This window comes from Dyella flagellata, assembly GCF_030160275.1.
GTDB classification, from domain to species: Bacteria; Pseudomonadota; Gammaproteobacteria; order Xanthomonadales; family Rhodanobacteraceae; genus Dyella_B; species Dyella_B flagellata.
In genome coordinates this window covers 105084-120129 of sequence record NZ_BSOA01000053.1, presented here as the reverse complement: position 1 = coordinate 120129, position 15046 = coordinate 105084, and the positions used below count along the sequence as shown (strand labels likewise).

16 protein-coding genes are annotated in these 15046 nt (G+C 63.2%); 4 read left to right on the top strand and 12 right to left on the bottom strand.

Going from position 1 to position 15046, the window contains the following annotated elements:
• Positions 1-15: 15 nt before the first annotated feature.
• A complete protein-coding gene (locus QQJ96_RS23345) occupies positions 16-1236 on the bottom strand; it encodes a helix-turn-helix domain-containing protein (RefSeq protein WP_284334439.1) in 1221 nt (406 codons plus the stop codon).
• A gap of 122 nt (positions 1237-1358) precedes the next feature.
• Here QQJ96_RS23345 and QQJ96_RS23340 point away from each other — a divergent pair, with 122 nt between their 5' ends.
• Both QQJ96_RS23340 and QQJ96_RS23335 read left to right on the top strand, forming a co-directional pair.
• The gene (locus QQJ96_RS23340) at positions 1359-2132 is read left to right on the top strand and encodes a DUF899 domain-containing protein (RefSeq protein WP_284334438.1); all 774 of its coding nucleotides are present in this window, start codon (positions 1359-1361) and stop codon (positions 2130-2132) included.
• A 73-nt stretch (positions 2133-2205) separates the two neighbouring features.
• Positions 2206-2979, top strand: a complete 774-nt coding sequence (locus QQJ96_RS23335) for a DUF2182 domain-containing protein (protein WP_284334437.1) — start codon at positions 2206-2208, stop codon at positions 2977-2979.
• A 94-nt stretch (positions 2980-3073) separates the two neighbouring features.
• On the opposite strand, the gene galU is transcribed toward QQJ96_RS23335, so the two are convergent.
• The 8 genes from galU to cmk form a co-directional block, all read right to left on the bottom strand.
• Positions 3074-3946 (bottom strand): UTP--glucose-1-phosphate uridylyltransferase GalU, encoded by an 873-nt coding sequence (galU, locus tag QQJ96_RS23330; protein ID WP_284334436.1) that lies wholly within the window; start codon positions 3944-3946, stop codon positions 3074-3076.
• A complete protein-coding gene (locus tag QQJ96_RS23325; protein WP_284334435.1) occupies positions 3947-5842 on the bottom strand; it encodes a polysaccharide biosynthesis protein in 1896 nt (631 codons plus the stop codon).
• Positions 5829-6875 carry a glycosyltransferase family 4 protein gene (locus tag QQJ96_RS23320; protein WP_284334434.1) on the bottom strand — a complete coding sequence of 349 codons (1047 nt, stop codon included), beginning with the start codon at positions 6873-6875 and terminating at the stop codon, positions 5829-5831. The genes QQJ96_RS23325 and QQJ96_RS23320 overlap by 14 nt, the downstream gene beginning before the upstream one ends.
• Positions 6868-8043, bottom strand: a complete 1176-nt coding sequence (lapB, locus tag QQJ96_RS23315) for a lipopolysaccharide assembly protein LapB (RefSeq protein WP_284334433.1) — start codon at positions 8041-8043, stop codon at positions 6868-6870. The genes QQJ96_RS23320 and lapB overlap by 8 nt, the downstream gene beginning before the upstream one ends.
• Positions 8040-8300, bottom strand: coding sequence for a DUF1049 domain-containing protein (locus QQJ96_RS23310; protein WP_284334432.1), 261 nt, complete (start codon positions 8298-8300; stop codon positions 8040-8042). The genes lapB and QQJ96_RS23310 overlap by 4 nt, the downstream gene beginning before the upstream one ends.
• A 249-nt stretch (positions 8301-8549) precedes the next feature.
• Positions 8550-8918 carry an integration host factor subunit beta gene (locus QQJ96_RS23305; RefSeq protein ID WP_284334466.1) on the bottom strand — a complete coding sequence of 123 codons (369 nt, stop codon included), beginning with the start codon at positions 8916-8918 and terminating at the stop codon, positions 8550-8552.
• Positions 8918-10591 (bottom strand): 30S ribosomal protein S1, encoded by a 1674-nt coding sequence (rpsA, locus tag QQJ96_RS23300; RefSeq protein ID WP_284334431.1) that lies wholly within the window; start codon positions 10589-10591, stop codon positions 8918-8920. The genes QQJ96_RS23305 and rpsA overlap by 1 nt, the downstream gene beginning before the upstream one ends.
• 162 nt (positions 10592-10753) lie before the next feature.
• The gene (gene cmk / locus QQJ96_RS23295) at positions 10754-11434 is read right to left on the bottom strand and encodes a (d)CMP kinase (protein WP_284334430.1); all 681 of its coding nucleotides are present in this window, start codon (positions 11432-11434) and stop codon (positions 10754-10756) included.
• Positions 11435-11495: 61 nt separating this feature from the next.
• On the opposite strand from cmk, the gene QQJ96_RS23290 reads away from it, so the two are divergent.
• Entirely contained in the window at positions 11496-11804 is a 309-nt protein-coding gene (locus tag QQJ96_RS23290; protein ID WP_404649035.1) for an acyl-CoA-binding protein, read from the top strand.
• 86 nt (positions 11805-11890) lie between these two features.
• Positions 11891-13912 carry an NADPH-dependent 2,4-dienoyl-CoA reductase gene (locus QQJ96_RS23285; RefSeq protein ID WP_284334429.1) on the top strand — a complete coding sequence of 674 codons (2022 nt, stop codon included), beginning with the start codon at positions 11891-11893 and terminating at the stop codon, positions 13910-13912.
• Positions 13913-13967: 55 nt separating this feature from the next.
• On the opposite strand, the gene QQJ96_RS23280 is transcribed toward QQJ96_RS23285, so the two are convergent.
• From QQJ96_RS23280 to QQJ96_RS23270, 3 genes are all read right to left on the bottom strand, one after another.
• The gene (locus tag QQJ96_RS23280; RefSeq protein ID WP_284334464.1) at positions 13968-14207 is read right to left on the bottom strand and encodes a DUF1272 domain-containing protein; all 240 of its coding nucleotides are present in this window, start codon (positions 14205-14207) and stop codon (positions 13968-13970) included.
• A gap of 132 nt (positions 14208-14339) precedes the next feature.
• Positions 14340-14639, bottom strand: coding sequence for an addiction module antidote protein (locus tag QQJ96_RS23275; protein ID WP_284334428.1), 300 nt, complete (start codon positions 14637-14639; stop codon positions 14340-14342).
• A gap of 1 nt (position 14640) precedes the next feature.
• Positions 14641-14937 carry a type II toxin-antitoxin system RelE/ParE family toxin gene (locus tag QQJ96_RS23270; RefSeq protein ID WP_284334427.1) on the bottom strand — a complete coding sequence of 99 codons (297 nt, stop codon included), beginning with the start codon at positions 14935-14937 and terminating at the stop codon, positions 14641-14643.
• Between the last annotated feature and the right edge of the window lie 109 nt (positions 14938-15046).

Sequence of the window (15046 nt, the reverse complement as noted above, 5' to 3'; positions counted from 1 at the left end):
ATGAATGAATCAATCCTAGTCACCTGGCAACGGACCGGGGAGTAACAAAATCGACGGAAAATCCGGTACCGGTGGAGTCATCCAACGGCGCGCCGGCCCACGGCCGAAGGACTGTACCTTACCGGCTTCGGCAAGCGATTCGAGCGCCCGTTGCACGGTGCGGGGGCTGGCGCCCAATGCCATGGACAAAGCCGAGCTCGACCATGACTCCCCGTCCGCCAGCAAAGCAAGCACCGATGCGTGCCGTTCCTCCACAGGAGGGGCCAACACGACAACGTCGCAGGCCTGGCGCGGCACCAGCGCAAAGCCCCGCTTGGTAGCGCTCACGTCCGCCAGCGGCCGCAACATGGCGCGCAGCCGCCCAAGCTCCACGCGCAAGCGCGCGCGATGCGATTCATCGGCATGCTTGGCGCGAAAAGCATCGGCGATGAGCGCACTTCTCGATACGTCGGCGGGCCAGGCCTCCCCCAGGCGACGCACCAGGGCGAACAAGATCGGGCGTGTTGCAAGCGAGACCACGGTCTGCGCGCCATGCACCAGATGACGGCACGCATCCACGACGAAGCCGGGCGACGCCAGCAGCGCTTCGACTTCTTCCAGCCGCAGCAGGCGCTGTTCACCTCGTTCGATCAGGCGCGCGGCTGGCCTATCCAGCACCCGAGCAGCGCTTTCGACCTCGGCCATCAGCGCCGGGATCTGCGCCACCCCGGCAGCATGCCCGGCCAAGGCTAGAGCTGCTCGCGCGCGTTTGGTCTGCAGCCGCCGGATTGCCATGCCTGCAACGACCAACTCGTGTGCGGCGCGCGAAGCGGGCGGAAAAGGAGCAGGATCGAGTTCGGCGAGCAAGGCTTCAGCATCGTCCAGACGGCCAAACAGCAACAAGCGCCGAATTTCGATATTCCGCGCATGCGCGGCATTGACGCGATCACCATGTGACAACAGCGTCAGGCGCGCGGCTTCGAGCGCCTTTACCGGCCAGCTGAGGTCGCGCGAAGCGAGCGCGATTTCGGCCTCGGCCACAATGCACCTGGCGCGGGCCACCGCCTCCCTGGGGCCGAAGCCACGCGCCGCCCTGCGCAACAGCAGCTTGGCCCGGGCGAAATCGCCAAGCTGCGCCATGGCGATGCCGCGCAGCGCAAGACTGGGTGCATCCTCGCGCAGGGCAACCCGCTTCAGCGCGCCCAGCGGGTCACCTGTGGCGAGGGCGCGCGCCGCAGCGGTGATCAGTGAATCCATCTCAATCGCGCCACACTTGTCACTCCCACCCGTTCGCAAGCCCGCGCTAACTATATCCCACGGCCCGAAAACACCAGGTCTTGGGCAAACAGCTCGAATCTTCGACGAACGGAGTAAACGGCATGACTACGCATACGATTGGAACCCGCGAACAATGGCTGGCGGCACGCATCGAGCTGCTCAAGGCGGAGAAGGAGCACACCCATCGCGGCGACGAACTGGCGCGGCAGCGGCAAGAGCTGCCGTGGGTCCCGGTCAACAAGGGCTATCGCTTCGAGACCGATGAGGGCGGCGCTTCGCTGGCGGACCTTTTCCGTGGGCGCTCGCAGCTGCTCGTCTATCACTTCATGTTCGGGCCCGAGTTCGAGGCCGGCTGCATTTCCTGTTCGGCGATCGCCGATGGCTTCAACGGTTTCGCCGAGCACCTGGCCAACCACGACGTGATGTTGTGGGCGGTATCACGCGCACCGCTGGCAAAGCTGGAGGCGTACAAGCGTCGCCTGGGCTGGTCGTTTCCCTGGGCCTCTTCGCTCGGCGGCGACTTCAACTTCGATTTCACCGTTTCGATCACCGAACAGCAACAGCGCGAAGGAGCCTACGAATACAACTACCAGCGCGGCGGCCATGCGATGGACAAGACCACGCAGTTCCCGCAGGTCGTCGTCGATAGTGCAGCCGCCACGGGAATCGACGCTCTGACGTACGTACGCGAAAGGCCAGGTATGAGCGCGTTCGTGCTCGAAGACGGCGTGGTCTATCACACCTATTCCACCTACGCGCGTGGCCTGGACGGCCTGTGGGGCATGTTTCAGTGGCTGGACCGCGCACCCAAGGGGCGCAACCAGGCGGAGCAGCACGTCTGGTGGCGCCGCCACGATGAGTACGGCAAGCGGTAAATCCGCCCTGCGGGTGTCGAAAACGCGGCATCCGCTTCGTCTATGACATGAGCACTGCTGGATCGAGACGACCATGATCGCTGCACCCACTTCCGAACGAGCCTTCTTCGCCGCCTCGGCGGCGCTGTTCACGCTCAGCGCAACGCTGACGATCGTCGGGTGCGCATCCATGTCCGGCATGGATGCCATGCCGATGCCGGGCGGCTGGAGCATGTCGATGCTGTGGGTGCGGATGCCCGAGCAGACATGGGGCGGCGCCGCGGCATCGTTCCTCGTCATGTGGGACGTAATGATGGCGGCGATGATGCTGCCATCCCTGGTGCCTGCGCTGCAGCGCTATCGGCAGGCCGTAGGCACGACCACTGGAATGCAGTTGGAACTGCTGACCGTATTGGTTGGCACGGGATATTTCTTTGCCTGGAGCGTGTTCGGAATGCTGGTATTTCCGTTGGGTGTCGCGTTGGCCACCGCTGAGATGCACTGGCCGTTGCTGGCACGCAGCGTTCCGCTGCTGGCGGGCGCAATGGTCTTGCTCGCTGGAGTCGCCCAGTTCACACCGTGGAAAGCGCGCCAGCTCACTCGTTGCCGGGAAGCACTGCGGCACATCCGTACGGTGCCTGCGCAGCCAGGTACAGCATGGCGGCAAGGCATGTGTCTGGGCCTGCATTGTTGCCTGAGCTGCGCCAACCTGACGGCGATTCAGCTGGTGATAGGCGTGATGGATCTACGTGCGATGGCTTTCGTTACGGTAGCCATCCTCGCCGAACGGCTGGCGCCGGCGGGCAAGCTGGCGACCAAGGCGATTGGTGTTTTAGCCATCGTGGCGGGAGTATTTCGGCTGACCTGACAGCGTAGGCTGGGATGATAATCCCAGCTTTTCACGCGACTTCCCGATGCTGGGATTGTCATCCCAGCCTACATGTTGTTGCAGAGCGAGTCGCTCAATAGGACTTGGCGACTTCGCGCACGACTTTCGCCAGGCTCGGATCCTGCATCGCCATATGCATGGTGGCACGCACCAGGCCGGCCTTGTTGCCGCAGTCGAAGCGGGTGCCTTCGAAGCGGTAGGCCAGCACCTTGCCCTGCTCGGTCAGCAAGGCTTCGATGGCGTCGGTGAGCTGGATTTCACCGCCCGCGCCGGGCTTGGTCTGTTCCAGCAGCTGAAAGATGCGGCCCGGAAGCACATAGCGGCCGACCACGGCCAGGTTGGAGGGCGCCTCCGCCGGCTTGGGCTTTTCGACCATGTGGCGGATGCGTGCGCTGCGCTCGTTCACCGGTTCGGCATCAACGATGCCGTACTTGTCGGTCTGGTCATGCGGCACTTCCTCGACCGCGATGACGCCGGCCTGTTCGGTTTGGGCCAGTTCCGCCATCTGGCGCAAGGCGCCCCTGCCCTGGTTCCAGATCAAGTCGTCCGGCAGGACCACGCCGAACGGCTCATCGCCCACCACCGGCTTGGCACAGAGCACCGCGTGCCCCAGCCCCAAGGCCTCGGGCTGGGTCACGAAGATCGCGCGCACATGACGCGGCAGCGTGCCTTGCACCAGGGCGAGCAGGTCATCCTTGCCCTTCTCCTGCAGCTTGGCTTCCAGCTCGTACGCCTTGTCGAAGTAATCGGCAATGGCGTGCTTGTAGCGATTGGTGACGAATACCAGCGTATCGGCCCCCGCATCGACGGCTTCGTCGACGGCGTACTGGATCAGCGGCCGGTCCAGCACCGGCAGCATTTCCTTGGCGACCACCTTGGTGGCCGGAAGGAAACGCGTGCCAAGACCGGCTACCGGAAACACCACCTTGCGCAATGGCTTACTCACTCACTTCTCTCCGATGTCGTTGCGGCGTAGCGGAATCACGTTGCCCGCCTGGGCAGCGTCGCTCCAACTGAATGATGGAAGCAGACTGGATACGCACTGGCGCAGCTCGTCCTCGTTGAAGAGGCGGACAGCTTCGGTAGCCTTGACCATCTGCGCCTGCAGCAGCTCCCACGATACCGGCCGGTGCTGTGCAAGGAATATCTTGTTGTGTGTCGTCGCGCTGTAGTTTTCCAGCGGGTGAAACAATTCCTCGAACAATTTCTCGCCGGAGCGCAGGCCGGTGTAGACGATAGGGATCTCGGTGCCGGGCTTCTTGCCGGCCAGCCGGATCATCTGCTCGGCCAGGTCGCGAATCTTGACCGGCTCGCCCATGTCCAACGCGAAGATCTCCCCGCCCTGCCCGATCGCCGCCGCCTGCAGGATCAGCTGCGTGGCTTCCGGAATGGTCATGAAGTAGCGCGAGATTTCAGGATGCGTGACCGTGACCGGGCCGCCGGCCTGGATCTGTTGGCGAAACAGCGGCACCACGGAACCGGCCGAGTCCAGCACGTTACCGAATCGAACGGTGATGAAGTGCGTATTCGAATGCGCGTTGAGGTTCTGGCACCAGATCTCCGCGATGCGCTTGCACGCACCCATCACGCTGGTCGGATTGACGGCCTTGTCGGTGGAGATCAGCACGAAGCATTCCACGCCCGTCTCGCTCGACAAATCGGCCACGGCACGCGTTGCCAGCACGTTGTTGCGCACCGCGGTGCGCAACTGGCCCTGCAACATGGGCACATGCTTATAGGCCGCCGCGTGGAACACCACCTGCGGTTTCGACTCGGCAAACAGGCGCCGCATCGCGACCGCATCGCCACAGTCGACAAGTACGCTGTTGAGCAGCAACTCCGGGTAGGCCGCGCGCAATTCCTGTGAAATCTGGTACAGGTTGTATTCGCAGGACTCGACGATCGTCAGCGCGTGTACGCCGAGCCGGGCCACCTGCCGGCACAGTTCCGAACCGATCGAGCCGCCACCGCCCGTGACCAGCACGCGGCGGCCGGTCAGCGTTTCGCGAATCTTCGTCCAATCCAGCTCGACCGCATCGCGTCCAAGCAGGTCTTCGATCGACACTTCCTTGATCTGGTTGAACTGCGCGCGACCGGCAACGACATCTTCCAGCTTGGGCACCGTGCGATACGGCAAGCCGGTGCGGTCGCACAGCTCCACGACCTGCCGCATCTGGCGCGCGCTGGCACCCGGCAAGGCGATCAGCAACATCTGCACGGCCGATTCCTTGGCTACTTCCGGCAATTGTTCCAGCGAACCTAGAACCGGCTTGCCGTTGATGCGCGCGCCGCGCAGCGAACGGCGATCGTCCACGAAACCGACCACCATGTAACGGCTATCGCGATGAAGATCGCGCGCCAGCGCTTCGCCTGCGCTGTCCGCGCCGACGATCAGCACGCGCTGCGTCTTCGCGCTCATGAAAAGATCGACGCGGCTGTCTTTCCAGAAGCGGTAGGCCAGCCGCGGCGTGCCTAGGAACAAGGACAGCACGAAGGGATACAGCAGCAGCACCGAGCGCGGCACGCCATCCAGGCGTCCATACAGGAACAACGCAACGCCGATCGCCACCGTACCGACGATGGCCGCGCGCAGGATGTTCCACAGGTCCGGCAGGCTGGCGAAGCGCCACACGCCCTTGTACAGGCCGGTCCATGCATAGACCAGCCCCTGCACCATCAGCACGATCGGAAATTCGTACGGTTCGAAGGTGATGATCAGCTTGGGATCGAGCGCGTAGCGCAATTCCTTGGCCACCCACCAGGCAAGCGCGGTGATCAGCAGGTCGTGCAGGACCACTGCCGCGCGCGGATGAACTGTGCCAACCCATTTACGTAAGGACATGACGAACCTTGTCTCGATTTCGCCTGATCAAGCGGCGCTTGGCATGAATCCAAACCGCCGCCGCCATCGCATAAGTGACAATGCAGGCCAGTAATCCCGTTCCTGGTTTCTTCACTGCCCACGCAGCCAACGGCGCTGCTATGAGCAGATTCCAGCCCAGGTACCACCCCGCGCTTGCCGCATGCGTGTGCCCCCGGCGCACGATCCATTGGTACAGATGCTCGCGGTGCGCAGCATACCAGCGCCTGCCTGCCAGCATACGGGTGAGCAGAGTAAGGCTGGCATCCGTCACAAAAGCTGAACTGAGGATCAAAGCCGGCCATACCAGCGGCCAGCTGAGGTCCCATAGCATCGCCGTCAGCGCAAACAGCAGCAGGCCGATGGCGCCACTGCCCACGTCCCCCATGAAAATGCGGGCTGGGGCGCGGTTGTAGCACCAGAAGCCCAGGCAGGCCGCGGCCACGCAGCCAGCCAGCCCCGCCAGCATGGGCTGGCCGGAATAGCCGGCAAGCACGGCAAGTCCGCAGGCCACGAAGATGCCCTGCTGCGCGAGCAGGCCATCGATGCCGTCCATGAAGTTATGCAAATTGACGCTCCACGTACCACCGAGCACCCATAACGGCAACCAGAGCCAGCTCAGCGGCCCACTGACAACACTCAGTGAAAACAGGGTAACGGCCAATAATTGCACGCCCAAGCGTGGAAGCACCGGCAAGGAACTGTGATCGTCCCACCAGCCGATGCATGCAATTATCGCGGTGGCGAGCAATAGCATGACGACGACGTAAAACGACCACGGCGCGTGCTGCTGCAGCAGGCATATCGGCATCGTCAGCAACACCGCCACGACAATGCCGATGCCGCCCCCGCGCGGGGTCGGAATTTTATGCGAACGCCGCTGCCCCGGCTGATCCAACATGCCGCGACGATGTGCGTAGGCCATGGCCGCACGCACGACGCCCAGCGCGATCAGGAAAGCGAACACGACGGCGAGGACGATCGGGGCAAGGCCTGCCACAACCGCATCACTCATTGGCTACGCCATGGATCGGCCGGATCGTGCTCCAGCCTTTGCAGCTCGGGCACTGCCAGTGATGCGCCTTGGTGCCGAAGCCGCAATGGCTGCAGCGATACATCGCCTGGCCTTCGAGCAGCTTGCGCGTGAGGTCGCGCAGGATCAGGAAGTTCTCCCGCGCCTCGCCTTCGATCTTGTCCATGGTGGCATCGATCAAGGCCATCAGTCCGCGCACGGAGGGGCGCTGGCGCAATTGCGAGGTAAGGAATTCGATGGCGGGCTTTTCGCCGTCGCGCTGTTGGTACAGATGCGTCAACGCGAGCACCGGCGAGATGCCGTGATAGCGTGCCAGCATGTCGCGCAGAAAACGCTCAGCCCGTTCCATCTGGCCGGAGCGTGCGTAGCTGTCGAGCAAGGGTGGAAGGATTTCCGGCACGAAGGCGATATCCGCATCGACGGCGCGTTCGTACGCATCCACAGCCTCCGCGTGCCTTCCTTCTTCCGCGTGCAGGCGCCCGGTCAGCATGAAGGCGCGCACGCAATTGGCCTGGGAAGCGAAAGCCTGCTGCAGGTATTCCCGCGCTTCGGCACGAGCGCCGTGCTGGCGCGATTGCTCGGCCAGCTCGCAATAGAACTGTGCGATGGTGGTGGCCTCTTCCTCGCCGGTCATCGTTTCCAGCCGGCGCGCATGTTCGATCGCCTTGTGCCAGTCACGCTCGTGCTGGTAGATCGCAATGAGATGGCGCAGGGCCGAAGGCGCATGCGCGTTCATGGCGACCAGGTCCGAGAACAGCGCCTCGGCGCGGTCGAGCAGGCCGGCGCGCATATAGTCTTCGCCCAATTCCAGCAAGGCCACGGTCTTCATCCCTTCGGACAGGCCGGGACGGGAGACCAGGTGCTGATGCAGACGGATGGCTCGATCCACTTCACCGCGGCGCCTGAACAGGTTGCCTAACGCTAAGTGCGTTTCCACGGTGTCGCGGTTGTATTCGGCGAGCTTGAGGAACACCTCGATCGCCTTGTCCTGCTCTTCGTTGAGCAGGTAGTTCAGGCCGCGGAAGTAGTCGGAGGACAGCTCGCTGACCTGGACCCCCGAACGGCGCACGCCGGCACGCCGTGCCGTCCACCAGCCGCTTAGGAAGGCCGCCGGTATGAGCAGTGCCAGCAGCGAATAAAAGAGGCTCATGGTGTTTTTGTTGCCTTGGCGCCTTGAGCTTTCGCCGTGCGTCGTCGGTCGCGACGATGCCGCGTGGTAACGCCCAGCCATGCGGTCAGGCCACCAAGTATCCAGCCCAGCGCCAACATGACCAGCAAGGCGGCGCCTTTGGGGACCTGGACGCGCGCGAACGCGAGGTCGTAGCCGACCAGGTCCGCATTGAGCGCACCGAGGACCACGCCTGCGGCGACGAACACTAGCAGTAGCAGCATGACGATCAATCGCATAATGCAACTTTAGCCGATCGGCTGAACAGCTCACAGAGGAATGTGAAGACCCGATTCAGGCGGACTAGGCTTTTTGCGGTGCTTGCTCCTTGCCCTCCCCTAGGCTGGGATGGCAATCCCAGCAATCGCGGTACGGCAAGCATGGCAATGCTGGGATTGTCATCCCAGCCTACGATGCCGCGGCAAAAGAAAAGGCAGGACCGGCCCGAAGCCGCCTGCCTGTCGGAATAAGTGATGTCGAGGGTGGCCTTAGCCGAGCTGCTGCTCCAGCCGCATATTGACGCGCTCGCGCAGTTCCTTGCCGGGCTTGAAGTGCGGCACATGCTTGCCGGGCAAGGCCACGGCTTCGCCCGTCTTGGGGTTGCGGCCCATGCGTGGTGGACGGTAGTGCAGCGCGAAACTGCCGAAACCGCGAATTTCTATGCGCTCGCCATGGGCCAGGGCCTGGCTCATTTGCTCGATGACGTTCTTGACCGCCAGCTCGACGTCGCTGAACGCAAGATGGGTCTGACGCCTGGCTAGCGCCTCAATGAGCTCGGATTTGGTCATGGGTCCCCAATGTCCGTGACGTGGAACGAATCGGGGCGGCGCAGCGCCGCCCCGACCTTGGCACTGTATCAGTCAGCCTTGTTGAGCTGCTCCTTGAGCAGCGCACCCAGCTTGGTCGTGCCACCCGACGCGGACGAGTATTCGGCCATGGCGTCTTGCAGCTCTTCCTCATCCTTGGCGCGGATCGACAGCGACAGCTGACGGCCCTTGCGGTCCATACCGGTGAACTTCGCTTCCACCTTGTCGCCCACCTTCAGATGCTGGGTAGCATCCTCGATGCGCTCCTTGGCGATGTCGTTGGCGCGCAGGTAGCCTTCGACGCCGTCGCCCAGGTCAATCACGGCACCCTTGGCGTCCACTTCCTTCACCGTGCCGGTGACGATCGCGCCACGCGGATGGACGGCCATGAAGTGACCGAACGGATCCTGCTCCATCTGCTTGATGCCCAGCGAGATGCGCTCGCGCTCCGGATCCACGGCCAGCACCACCGCTTCGATCTCGTCGCCCTTCTTGAAGTTGCGCACGAGGTCTTCGCCGGAAGCCTGCCAGGAGATGTCGGACAGGTGCACCAGACCATCGATACCACCGTCCAGGCCGATGAAGATGCCGAAGTCGGTGATCGACTTGATCTGGCCGGACACCTTGTCGTTCTTCTTGTGCGTGGCAGCGAAGGCTTCCCACGGGTTGGAGCGGGTCTGCTTGATGCCCAGCGAGATGCGGCGACGCTCTTCATCCACGTCCAGCACCATCACTTCGGTCTCGTCGCCGACCTGCACAACCTTGGCCGGGTTGACGTTCTTGTTGGTCCAATCCATTTCGGACACGTGCACCAGGCCTTCCACGCCCGGCTCGATTTCGACGAAGCAGCCGTAGTCGGTGACGTTGGAGACCTTGCCGAACAGGCGGCTGCCGACCGGATAACGACGCGAGATGGCGACCCACGGATCGTCACCCAGCTGCTTCAGGCCCAGCGACACGCGGTTGCGCTCGCGGTCGTACTTCAGCACGCGCACATCGAGCTCGTCGCCCACGTTGACCACTTCGGACGGATGGCGCACGCGCTTCCACGCCATGTCGGTGATGTGCAGCAGGCCGTCGATGCCGCCCAGGTCCACGAACGCGCCGTAGTCGGTGAGGTTCTTGACCGTGCCCTTCACCACCGCGCCTTCGGTCAGGCGCTCCAGCAGCTTCTCGCGCTCCTCGGAGAACTCGGTCTCGACGACGGCGCGGCGGCTCACCACCACGTTGTTGCGCTTGCGGTCCAGCTTGATGATCTTGAATTCGAGATCCTTGCCTTCCAGGTACACCGGATCGCGTACCGGACGCACGTCGACCAGCGAGCCGGGCAGGAAGGCGCGGACATCCTTGATGTCGACGGTGAAACCGCCCTTGACCTTGCCGGAGATCTTGCCGGTGATGGTCTCTTCCTTGTCGAAGGCCTGCTCAAGGTCGTCCCACACCATGGAACGCTTGGCCTTCTCGCGGGAGAGCTTGGTCTCGCCGAAGCCGTCTTCCAGTGCGTCGAGGGCTACCTTCACCTCGTCGCCCACGCGGACTTCCAACTCGCCGTTCTCGGTCTTGAACTGCTCGATCGGAACGATGCCTTCGCTCTTCAGGCCGGCGTTGATCACCACTACGTCATTGCGGATTTCGACCACAATGCCGGTGACGATGGCGCCCGGCTTCAGCTTAGAAATGGCCTGTTGGCTCTGTTCAAACAGCTCGGCAAAACTTTCAGTCATGTTGATTCCAAAATAAGAAAAGGCCTTACGACCCACTGCGCGCCGTCGGATGATTGCGCAAAGGGACAGGCCCGCCGGTTGTGGGTGGTCGGGATCGCTCCCTTGCACCGTTGACCCAAAACTTCATGCCGCGGCATGAAGCGCCAATACCGCCGCAATCCTTTACGGATTCACGACGGCCAAAACTTTAGCGACCACATCCTCGATCCCCATGCCGGTGGTATCCACCAACACCGCATCGCGGGCGGGTTTGAGCGGCGCCACGGCTCGCGATGCATCGCGGGCGTCACGCGCCTCAATTTCGCTCTGGAGGGAAGCGAGTGTAACGCTCAGCCCCTTTTCCTTCAACTGCTTATAACGTCTTTTCGCCCTTTCGGCGGCGCTGGCGGTCAGGAACACCTTGTACGCCGCGTCGGGGAAGATCACCGTGCCCATGTCACGCCCGTCAGCCACCAGGCCGGGTGCCTTGCGGAAGCCGAGCTGCAGGTCCACCAGCGCCTGGCGCACGGTCGGAATCGAGGCAATCGCCGAAGCGGCGGCACCGGCGGTTTCGGTGCGCAGCTCGTCGGTGGCATCATGGCCATTGACGATGACGCGCGTTTCGCCATCATGTGGCGCCGCACGAAACTGGATCTTGGTGGTTTGCGCGCAGCGGGTGACGGCCTCGGCATCGGACAAGTCCAGCCCGGCCATGCCAGCGGCGTAGCCCACCGCCCGGTACAATGCCCCGGAATCCAGCAGCCGCCAGCCCAGGTGCTCGGCCACCAGCCGGCTGATCGTGCCTTTGCCAGATCCGGAGGGTCCGTCGATGGTGAGTACGGGCGCGGACTGGCGTGTTGGCATGGACAGACCTCTATGGCACGGGAAGTGCTTAGTTTATCGTGTTTCCAGGGGTGCCAGGCGCATGCTTACTCGTTCCACATCGACCGTATCCGGCTACTCGCCGGCTTCCATCAGCGAACTCGATCGCCAGTTCCACCAAGCCGCCGCCGAGGTGCGACGACTCAAGCAACGGCCTGACAACGACACGCTGCTCTCGCTCTACGCGCTCTACAAGCAGGCGCTGGAAGGTGACGTGCACGACTGCCAGCCGACCAGCTTTTTCGACTTCATCGGCACCGCCAAGCAGGAAGCCTGGGGACGTCTGAAGGGCATGCCGCAGGACGAAGCCATGGGGCGCTACGTCGATTTGGTACGACAATTGCTGGACTGACACCCGCCCCCTGCCCCGGCGGGACCACTTGCGCCCCGGACGAATAGACGGCACATTCATACGATCGTTTGAACGACGGTCGCCCGATGAATTATCCGCACCTGTTTAGCCCCCTCGACCTAGGCCATGCCACCCTGCCCAACCGCATCCTGATGGGCTCGATGCACACCGGGCTGGAAGACAAGGCGGCGGATTTCGACAAGCTGGCGGCCTATTTCGCCGAACGCGCCCGCGGTGGCGTGGGCCTGATGGTCACCGGCGGCATCGCGCCCAGCATCGAAGGCTGGCTCAAACCCTTCGGCGGACGCCTGACCCTGCCCTGGCACAAGCCCCGGCATCGCAAGATCACCCAGGCCGTGCATGCCGAAGGCGGACGCATCTGCATGCAGATCCTGCATGCCGGACGCTACGGCTATCACCCGCTATCGGTGGCGCCCTCGCGCCTGCAATCGCCGATTACGCCGTTCAAGCCACGCGAACTCAGCGCGCGCGGCGTTGAACGCACCATCGGCGATTTCGTCCGCTGCGCCCAGCTGGCCCGCGAAGCCGGCTATGACGGGGTGGAAGTGATGGGCTCGGAAGGCTACTTGATCAATCAGTTCATCGCCGCGCGCACCAACCAGCGCAACGACGCCTGGGGCGGCGATGCCGACAAGCGCATGCGTTTTCCGCTGGAAATCGTGCGACGCATGCGCGCCGCGGTCGGCCGGGACTTCATCATCATCTACCGCCTTTCGATGCTCGACCTGGTCGAAGGCGGACAGCCCTGGGCCGACATCGTCACGCTGGCCAAGGGCATCGAGGCAGCCGGCGCCAGCCTCATCAACACCGGCATCGGCTGGCACGAAGCGCGCGTGCCGACCATCGTTACCAGCGTGCCGCGCGCGGGCTTCAGTTGGGTCACGAAGAAGCTGAAGGGCGAAGTGGCGATACCGCTGATCACCACCAACCGCATCAACATGCCTGACGTGGCCGAGCGAATCCTGGCTGGCGGCGAGGCCGACATGGTGTCGATGGCACGGCCGCTGCTCGCCGATGCGCAATGGGCAATCAAGGCTAAAGCCGGCCGCAGCGAGCGCATCAACACCTGCATCGCCTGCAACCAGGCCTGCCTGGACCATGTGTTCTTGAACCAGCGCGCCACCTGCATGGTCAACCCGCGCGCGTGCCACGAAACAGAATTGCCCATCACGCCCAGCAACACGCGCAAGCGTATCGCCGTAGTGGGCGCCGGTCCCGCGGGCATGGCTTGCGCCGCCACGCTGGCCGAACGCGGTCACGACGTCACGCTCATCGACGGCGCCAACGCCATCGGCGGCCAGTTCAATTACGCCAAGCGCATTCCCGGCAAGGAAGAATTCCACGAGACGCTGCGCTATTTCACGCATCGCCTGGCCGATGCCGGCGTACGCCTGCAGTTGGGGCAGATCGCTGATGCCGCTACGCTCAAGGCGCAAAACTACGACGACATCATCATCGCTACCGGCATCACGCCGCGCCGCGTGAGTTTTCCCGGCAGCGACGATCCGCGTGTGCTGGGCTATCTCGACGTACTCGCGCGCAACCATTCGGTCGGCAAGCGCGTGGCGATCATCGGGGCTGGCGGCATCGGCTTCGATGTGGCCGAATTCCTGGCCGAACACGCCCCCTCGCCCGCCACCGACGTGGCACGCTGGACCCGCGAATGGGGCGTCGACATGCAGCTTGAACATCCCGGCGGCCTGGTGCCGGCGCAACCGGAGCCGGCCGCGCGACAAATCTGGCTGCTGCAACGCACGCAAGGCAGGCCCGGTGCGCGCCTCAACAAAACCACCGGCTGGGTGCATCGCGCCACCCTGAAGAACAAGCAAGTAAGCATGCTTGGCGGCGTCAGCTACGACCGCTTCGACGACCAGGGGCTGCACATTGTCGTTGACGGCAAAACGCAGCTGCTGCCGGTGGACAACGTGGTGGTCTGCGCCGGCCAGGAACCCAACCGTAGCCTCGGCGATGCGCTACTCGCCGCCGGCCATCCAAGCGTGCATGTAATCGGTGGCGCTGACGTGGCGGCGGAACTGGACGCCAAGCGGGCGATCGCGCAGGGAACCCGGCTGGCGGCAACGCTGTAGGTCGGGATGACGGCCCCATTGCCAGGGCGCGTCATCCCGGCCCGGCCCTACACGGCTAGACAGCCTGGACGCCGTCGAGGGGCTTGTAGATACGCTGCGTGGAGGCAGGATACTTGTCGAGCAAGTCCGGCGACCGCGCGGGACGCGGGGCAAGTTCGCCACCGCAGTTGGGGCAGACACCACCAAGAACCGAAGTGGCGCAATCCTCGCAGAAGGTGCGTTCGAACGAGCAAATGAACGCGCCGTCGCTTTCAGGCGGTAGGTCTTTGTCGCAACACTCGCAGCTTGGTCTCATTTGCAACATGGGAGCCTCCTGGGGTTTATGGACATCCAAGAACCGACCTGAGGCGCAGCATGCCGCCTGCGCCTCCGTTGCAATACTAGACCGTTTTCGTAGCAGTGGGCTGGAGTGGCAACCCCGGCTACATCAGTGCGCTATCGGTACCAATCGCAGTTGATAGCCGAGCGCCTTCGCGACTTTCATTGCCGTGGCCAGACTAGGATTCCCGTCGGCAGAAAGCGCCTTGTACAAGCCCTCACGAGTAAGCCCGGTTTCACGCGCCAGCTGGCTCATATTTCGCGCTCGCGCCACGGCACCCAGAGCGGCAGCCATCAGAGCCGGATCGTTTTCTTCCGAGCACGCTTCCAGGTAGGCGGCAATATCCTCTTCGGTTTTGAGATAGTCAGCCGAATCGTAGCGGCTGAATTGTTCTTTCTTTGCTGTCATGTCATGTCCCCCATTCGTTCGCGATGCGCATGGCCTTGGCGATGTCCTCCTGTTGCGTGCTTTTGTCACCACCGCAAAGCAAGAGGATGAGCATCGATCCGCGCATCGTGTAATACACCCTATAGCCGGGACCATGATCGATCTTCATCTCGCTGATGCCGTTCGTCAGATTGCGATGTTGACCCGGCTTGCCAATCGCCAGGCGATCAATACGCATTTGGATGCGCACCCGAGCCTGACGATCCTTCAGGCCATGCAACCAATGGTCGAACGTGGCGCTCTTGACGATTTCGACCATAGGGCCTCACTGTGAACCCTGGTTAACAATATGTCAACCATGGTTCACAGCCTGCGAGCGCCCTGCACCATAAATAAAACCCGCCCCTTAAAATGACTTGTATTAACTA